The sequence below is a fragment of the Rhizobacter sp. genome (assembly GCF_031412075.1).
Classification (GTDB): domain Bacteria; phylum Pseudomonadota; class Gammaproteobacteria; order Burkholderiales; family Burkholderiaceae_C; genus Rhizobacter.
Genome location: NZ_JANOCG010000508.1, coordinates 1 through 6,115, shown reverse-complemented (window position 1 = coordinate 6,115; position 6,115 = coordinate 1). Strand labels below are relative to the sequence as shown.

Genomic DNA, 6,115 nt, shown 5'->3' with positions numbered 1-6,115 from the left:
GTGATTGAGCGCAGTCATGGTGTAGGCGGCGCTCGAATCGAGCAGTCGCGCAAAAGGACCTGCAACACCCGAGCAGGCCGTAGTGCCGGATCCGATGGAAGCCACCCGGCAGGACATGCAGCAGGAACCGACGCATGAACTCCTGCGGGCTCAGCGTCATCGCCTTGTGGCGCGTGTTGCCCTTGGCGCGGTAGTCCTTCCAGCGGAAGGTGACGCCATGCTCGTTCATCGCGAGCAACCGGCTGTTGGAGATGGCCACGCGGTGCGTGTAGCGCGACAGATAGGCCAGCACCGCCTCAGGCCCTGCGAACGGCCGCTTGGCGTAGACCACCCACTCGCACTTGCGCAGCGGTGCCACGCAGTCGGCGAAGGCCTGGGCGTCGGTCAGCGCGCGGTGCTCGCCGAAGAACTTCAACTGCCCTTGGTCGTACAGCCGCTGCAACTCCTCCAGGAAGCGACGCCGGAACAGCCGCGACAGCACGCGCACGGGCAGGAAGAAGCCGGGCCGGCAGGCGATCCAGCGTTGGCCGTCTGGCGCCAGCCCGCCGCCCGGCACGATGCCGTGCACGTGCGGATGGTGGGTCAGCGCCGAGCCCCAGGTGTGCAGCACCAGCGTGGCCCCGATGCTGGCGCCCAGGTGCTTGGGATCGGCTGCGATCCTGAGCAGCGTCTCGGCTGCGATGTCGAACAGCAACCCGTACAGGGCCGCCTTGTTCTGGTACGCGATGTCGGCGATCGGCGCCGGCAGCGTGAAGACCACGTGGTAATACTCCACCGGCAGCAGGTCGGCCTGACGCGCCTCCAGCCACCGCTTGGCCGCGTTGCTCTGGCACTTCGGGCAATGCCGGTTGCGGCACGAGTTGTACGAGACTTGCTCGACCCCGCACCCGTCGCAGCGCAGGACATGGCCACCCAGTGCCGCCGTGCGGCACTGGGTGATGGCCGACATCACCTTGAGCTGAGCCAGGCTCAGGTGACCGCGCTGTGCGTCACGCCAGGCGGGTCCGTGGGTGCGGAAGATGTCGGTGACCTCCAGGGCAGGCCGCCCTTGCATCACAACCGCGGCGGCCTACTCGGGCCGAGGCTTGTCCGATGTCTGGTCCAGCGGACTGATCACGCTGCGCAACAAGTCGGTGGCCACCGCGGCATACAGGGCCGTGGTCTCCAACTTCTTGTGGCCCAGCATCACCTGGATCACGCGGATGTCGACCTTCTGCTCCAGCAGATGGGTGGCAAAGCTGTGGCGCAGGACGTGGGGCGTCACGCGCTTGTCCAGAGCGGCCGTGGCTGCGGCCAGGTGAACAGCCCGGTTGAGTTGCCGAGCCGTCACGTGATCTGTCGGATCCATGCCGGGGAACAGCCAGCCGCCGGGCAGGATCTTGCCCTGGGCGTGGCCCAGCCGCCACCAGGCACGCAGCCGCTCCAAGAGCACCGGGCTGAGCATGGCGTAGCGATCCTTGCGACCCTTGCCCTGTTCCACGCGCAGGGTCATGCGTTGGCCATCGATGTCGCCGACCTTCAACGCGACGACCTCGCTGACGCGAAGGCCGGCGCCGTAGGCCACCGACATGGCAGCCTGGTGCTTCAGGTTCGGCGCCGCGGCGATCAAGCGGCCGACCTCCTCGGGACTCAGGATCACGGGCAGCTTGCGCGGCACGTTCACGTGCTGCATCTTGGCCATCAACTCGGGGTGGCCGAGCGTGACGTCGAAGAAGAACTTCAGCCCCGTGATGGTGGCGTTGATCGTCACCGGGCCGGTGCCGGCGTCCACCAGGTGCAGTTGGAAGCGCCGAAGCTCTTCGGTGGTTGCGGTGTCGGGCGATCGGCCCAGGAATGCGGCCAGCTTGCGAACGGCGCGGATGTAGCCGTCCTGCGTGTGCTCGGCAAACTTGCGCATGCGCATGTCGTCGAGCATGCGGTGGCGCAGCGGCGTGCCTGGGCGAGTGGTGGTCTCCATGGTGGGGCTCCAGTCGATGAACGAGGCGGATTGCCTCGATCACCAACATCGCAGAGCCGCAGGCTCAACGCACCACCACCGATCTGGTCGAAGCGCCTACCGCGCGAGCGGTTTAGTCCGTAGACTGCGTGCTGCCGGTCGCGGACAAGAGTTGGACGACTGCAAGGATCGAAAGCGGGCTCACGCACCTCCGCAACTCCAATGACTGCTGCACCCTCCGGACCGGTCACTGGTACTTCAAAGAGCAAGCGACAGTCTCGACCGACTCCTATCCCGCGGGACGAACGCCCGATCCCGTGGCGTTGCAGGCCGTTCCCGCCGTGCTTGCATGCGCGCCTGCGACTGACCGCTTTCAGGTGGTTAATTTGAGCTTTCCGCTGACCGCAACGGGTCGAGAGTGAGCTTTCAGTTGCGTTGAAAGCAGTCGCCGGCAGAGGCCCGCCACATCGCCTCGGAAAGAGCGCCTCTAAGCGCGCGATGTGAGGCTGGTGCACCTACCCCGTGGAGCGAGCGGTTCAGCGTCGTCGGGAGCCCGCGACGGCTTCCAGTGGCTGGTTTGAAACATGGTGTGGCCGGCAAGCGGCGCTGGCGGCTGTTACGCGCATCGGATCCACGGCTCTCGGTCCGCGCCATGTGGGCGCCCCGGCCATCTGCAGCTGTTGACCGCCACGTATGCCCGGCGCCCACATGCACCTTCCTACGCGCCGTCGCGTCGTGTTCTTACACGTTAGCGACCCAGCATGTTCTAAATTTCCAGGCGCTATCAACCCTGCGGAGCCGCCATGCACGCCCTCTTCGTCACCACCAGCAGCGATCAACTCACTCCCGAACATCCCACCGGCCTGTGGCTGGAGGAGTTTGCGGTGCCATACATAGCCGTCACCGAAGCGGGGATCGATGTCACCGTGGCCTCGCCAAAGGGCGGCGCCGTGCCGCTGGATCCGAAGACTGAACCGAACGAAAAGCAAAGCAAGGACTGGGCGGCGGCTATTCAAGCGCTAAATCACAGCGTCACGCTGGATTCGGTAAAGGATGAGCACTTCGATGCCATCTTCATCCCGGGTGGACACGGGCCGATGGTGGACCTGGCGTACGACGCTACGCTGCACGCCCTGGTGGCCCGCCACGATGCCGCCGGCAAGCTCATCGCTGCCGTCTGCCACGGGCCCGCGGCGCTGGTGAACGCCAGTCGCTCCAGCGGCGAACCGTTCCTGAAGGGTCGGCGCGCCACAAGCTTCACCAACGCTGAAGAACGCTTGGCCGGTCTCAAGGACGTTGTCCCCTTTCTGCTCGAGGACGCGATGAAAGCCAGCGGCGCCGATTTCCATTCGGCGTTGGTACCGATGTTTAGTCACATCGAGCACGATGCCAACTTGCTAACGGGCCAGAACCCGCATTCGAGTGCGGCCTTGGCCAAGGCGATGGTCGAGGCCCTCGGCAAGCGCTGATACGACGCCGCATTGCCGCGGCGCTTGCTTTCGTTTGCGACTTCGAATGCCGCGCCAATCGCGATCCCAACAGGCCGATCGCGCTTTGCACAGTGGGTGGTCTCCGAGGCCCATCTGGAGGTTGCGCTGCTGGCGCGCAAAAGCTCTGAGGTGAAGCGCGGCATTGATGCGACGAGCATGCCGGACAACGAACGCCTTGAGCGCATCAAGCAGCTTGCGGAGCGCATGATCGCGCTCTGGGACGAAAGTAAGGCGGGTCGATTCGAAGATCCGGTGGCTGGTACTCAAGCCCTTTGAGAAGCGGTGATTGCACTCGGGCCAAGGTACGAAGTGATGCTCAGCGAGGCTCATTCGACCCGCGGCGTACGCGTGGCTCGCGGAAATGCTTGGAATCTCGTCCGACGACTGCCACAGTGGCTTGATGGACCTAAAACAGTGCGGAACGGTTACCGACCTCGCTTGGGAACACTTCGGCAGGTTTGAGGCGTAGAGACGTCAGTCGGACGGCAGCTCGAACACCAGCTCGCGTTCGAAGAGGTCGATGGCAGTCGCGGCAACCTTCTTTGTGTCGTAGGTCGAGGGTGAATCATTGATTGCTGGGGCCATCACGCCAAGCGGCTGGAGCAGCGCGTGCCTGTGCGGCGTGAGCTCGCAAGACGGTGCCGGCACCGCACACGGCTGGAAGGCGATGGGGGGCTGGAAGTTCGGCAACACCATCGACGGCTGCCAAGCCGAATATGTGCTGGTGCCTGACGCGATGGCCAACCTGGCGTCGGTGCCCGGTTCGCTCACCGATGAGCAGGTGCTGATGTGCCCCGACATCATGTCGACCGGCTTCAGCGGTGCCGAGAGCGCCGGCGTGCGCATCGGCGACACCGTGGCGGTGTTTGCGCAAGGCCCGATCGGCCTGTGCGCGACCGCGGGCGCCAAGCTCAGCGGTGCCGCGATGGTGATCGGCGTCGACCGACTCGCCAACCGCCTGGCCATCGCCACGAAGATGGGCGCCGACCACGTGATCGATGGCAGCAAGGTCGATGCGGTCGAAGAAATCATGCGCCTCACCAACGGCCGGGGTGTCGACGTGGCGATCGAGGCGCTCGGCACGCAGCAGACCTTCGAGGCTTGCCTGCGCGTGCTGCGCCCGGGGGGACCGCTGTCGAGCCTCGGCGTCTATTCGACTGACCTGACGATCCCGCTTGGGGCCTTCGCCGCCGGGCTGGGCGACCACAAGATCGTCACCACGCTGTGCCCCGGTGGCAAGGAACGCATGCGCAGGCTGATGTCGGTGATCGCGTCGCGGCGGGTTGATTTGGAGGCGATGGTGACGCACCGCTTCAAGCTCGACGACATCGAGGCAGCCTACGAACTCTTCGGCCCAGCGCGACGGCGTACTCAAAGTCGCCATCACGCCCTGAGCGGTTGAGAGCAAAGCCGCCCGATGAGCATCCGACATTTCGATCAGCTTCTCGCGCCCACCCTGCCGGGGTGGTGGTCATCGGCGCCTCCCACCGCCCCGGCAGCGTGGGCGCGACGATCTGTCGCAATCTTCGCGCTGACACGTAGGGGCCACTGACAGATGCTTGTCGAACTGGCGGCAGACATTGCCAAGCTCAGTTTTTTCGTGGCGTGCGGCTATGCGCTCATCAACGCCTTTGCGCGAATCAGGAGGCCCCAATGGAACGCGCCTTTGGCGAAGCGTCGCTTGGCCGTGTTGGGGATGCTGACGTTGAGTGTCGGTGGCATCAAAGTGATCGAGGATGTGGTTGCCAAGGAGTCCGGGCCGGTTGATGAAGCCATTTTGTGGTTCATCCGTGAGCATGTGCCTCCCGCACTGAGCGGTTTTTTCAAGGCGGTCACGCTCAGCGGGTCTGCGATGGTCTTGGTTCCCGCCGCCGGCCTGGCCGCCTTGGCCTTGCTCGTCACTCGGCACCGATTCGAAGCCCTGCTGTTGGCGGCATCGTCGATCACGGCAACGCTCGTGGTCTGGGGATTGAAGGCAATCGTTGGCCGGGCCCGACCTGCCTTGTGGGAGGCGCAGTGGTATTGGGGTTCCAGTTTCCCCAGCGGGCACACGCTGAGCACCGCCGCACTCTCAACAGCTGCCGCGTTGTGCGTGGCGCGGGTCTGGCCCCTAGCCGGGACCCCGGCGATGGCGCTTGCTGTGCTGTGGACTGGACTGGTCGCGATCTCCCGTCTCGTCCTTGGTGTCCACTGGCCGTCGGATGTGCTGGCCGCCATGTGCCTTGGTGCCCTCATTCCCCTGCTCATCAGCGTGGCAACTGACCTGTGGCATCGAAATTCAGTAAGCGAACAGCCAACACATGTTGACCACCGCGGCGGACTGCGCTAGTCAGTCTGAGGAGGCTGGCTTCCAATGATGCGGCAGCAGCGAGTTGATGTCGCTGGCGCGGTGCGTGGGCAGGCGGTCGAGCACGTCCTTGAGGTAGGCGTACGGATCGTGACCGTTGAGCTTGGCCGATTGGATCAAGCTTGTGATCGCGGCCGCGCGTTTGCCGGCGGCGAGCGATCCGGCGAACAACCAGTTCTTGCGCCCGGTCGCAATCACTGGGTCATTCCGCCCATGTCGGGCAGGAAGTTGAAGTCTTCTACCGCTGGCATCCCCTGTACGGTCGTCGCGTCAGGCGTCAGTACAGCGAGCAGCGCGCGAACGGCGAGGTCGTCCACGTAGAGGTCGAACCGGGGATCGTCA

Annotated in this window: 5 protein-coding genes and 2 pseudogenes; 4 read left to right on the top strand and 3 right to left on the bottom strand. The window is 64.9% G+C overall.

What is annotated here, in order from left to right; genetic code table 11:
* Both RMO40_RS18810 and RMO40_RS18805 read right to left on the bottom strand, forming a co-directional pair.
* A partial coding sequence (locus tag RMO40_RS18810; protein WP_309724651.1) for an IS91 family transposase occupies window positions 1–1,054 on the bottom strand: 1,054 nt, incomplete at its 3' end.
* A gap of 15 nt (window positions 1,055–1,069) precedes the next feature.
* Window positions 1,070–1,957 carry a site-specific integrase gene (locus RMO40_RS18805; RefSeq protein ID WP_309724648.1) on the bottom strand — a complete coding sequence of 296 codons (888 nt, stop codon included), beginning with the start codon at window positions 1,955–1,957 and terminating at the stop codon, window positions 1,070–1,072.
* A 782-nt stretch (window positions 1,958–2,739) separates the two neighbouring features.
* On the opposite strand from RMO40_RS18805, the gene RMO40_RS18800 reads away from it, so the two are divergent.
* The 4 genes and pseudogenes from RMO40_RS18800 to RMO40_RS18785 all read left to right on the top strand — a co-directional run bounded on the left by RMO40_RS18800 (window position 2,740) and on the right by RMO40_RS18785 (window position 5,755).
* Window positions 2,740–3,405 (top strand): DJ-1/PfpI family protein, encoded by a 666-nt coding sequence (locus RMO40_RS18800; protein WP_309724646.1) that lies wholly within the window; start codon window positions 2,740–2,742, stop codon window positions 3,403–3,405.
* Window positions 3,406–3,429: 24 nt separating this feature from the next.
* Window positions 3,430–3,702 carry a hypothetical protein gene (locus tag RMO40_RS18795; RefSeq protein ID WP_309724644.1) on the top strand — a complete coding sequence of 91 codons (273 nt, stop codon included), beginning with the start codon at window positions 3,430–3,432 and terminating at the stop codon, window positions 3,700–3,702.
* Between the two features lie 280 nt (window positions 3,703–3,982).
* Window positions 3,983–4,820: pseudogene (locus RMO40_RS18790) on the top strand (zinc-binding dehydrogenase); the annotation flags it as partial.
* Between the two features lie 161 nt (window positions 4,821–4,981).
* A complete protein-coding gene (locus RMO40_RS18785) occupies window positions 4,982–5,755 on the top strand; it encodes a phosphatase PAP2 family protein (RefSeq protein ID WP_309724642.1) in 774 nt (257 codons plus the stop codon).
* Here the strand turns inward: RMO40_RS18785 and RMO40_RS18780 are convergent.
* A pseudogene (locus RMO40_RS18780) lies at window positions 5,756–5,965 on the bottom strand (transposase domain-containing protein); the annotation flags it as partial. It abuts the gene before it with no gap.
* Window positions 5,966–6,115 lie beyond the last annotated feature (150 nt).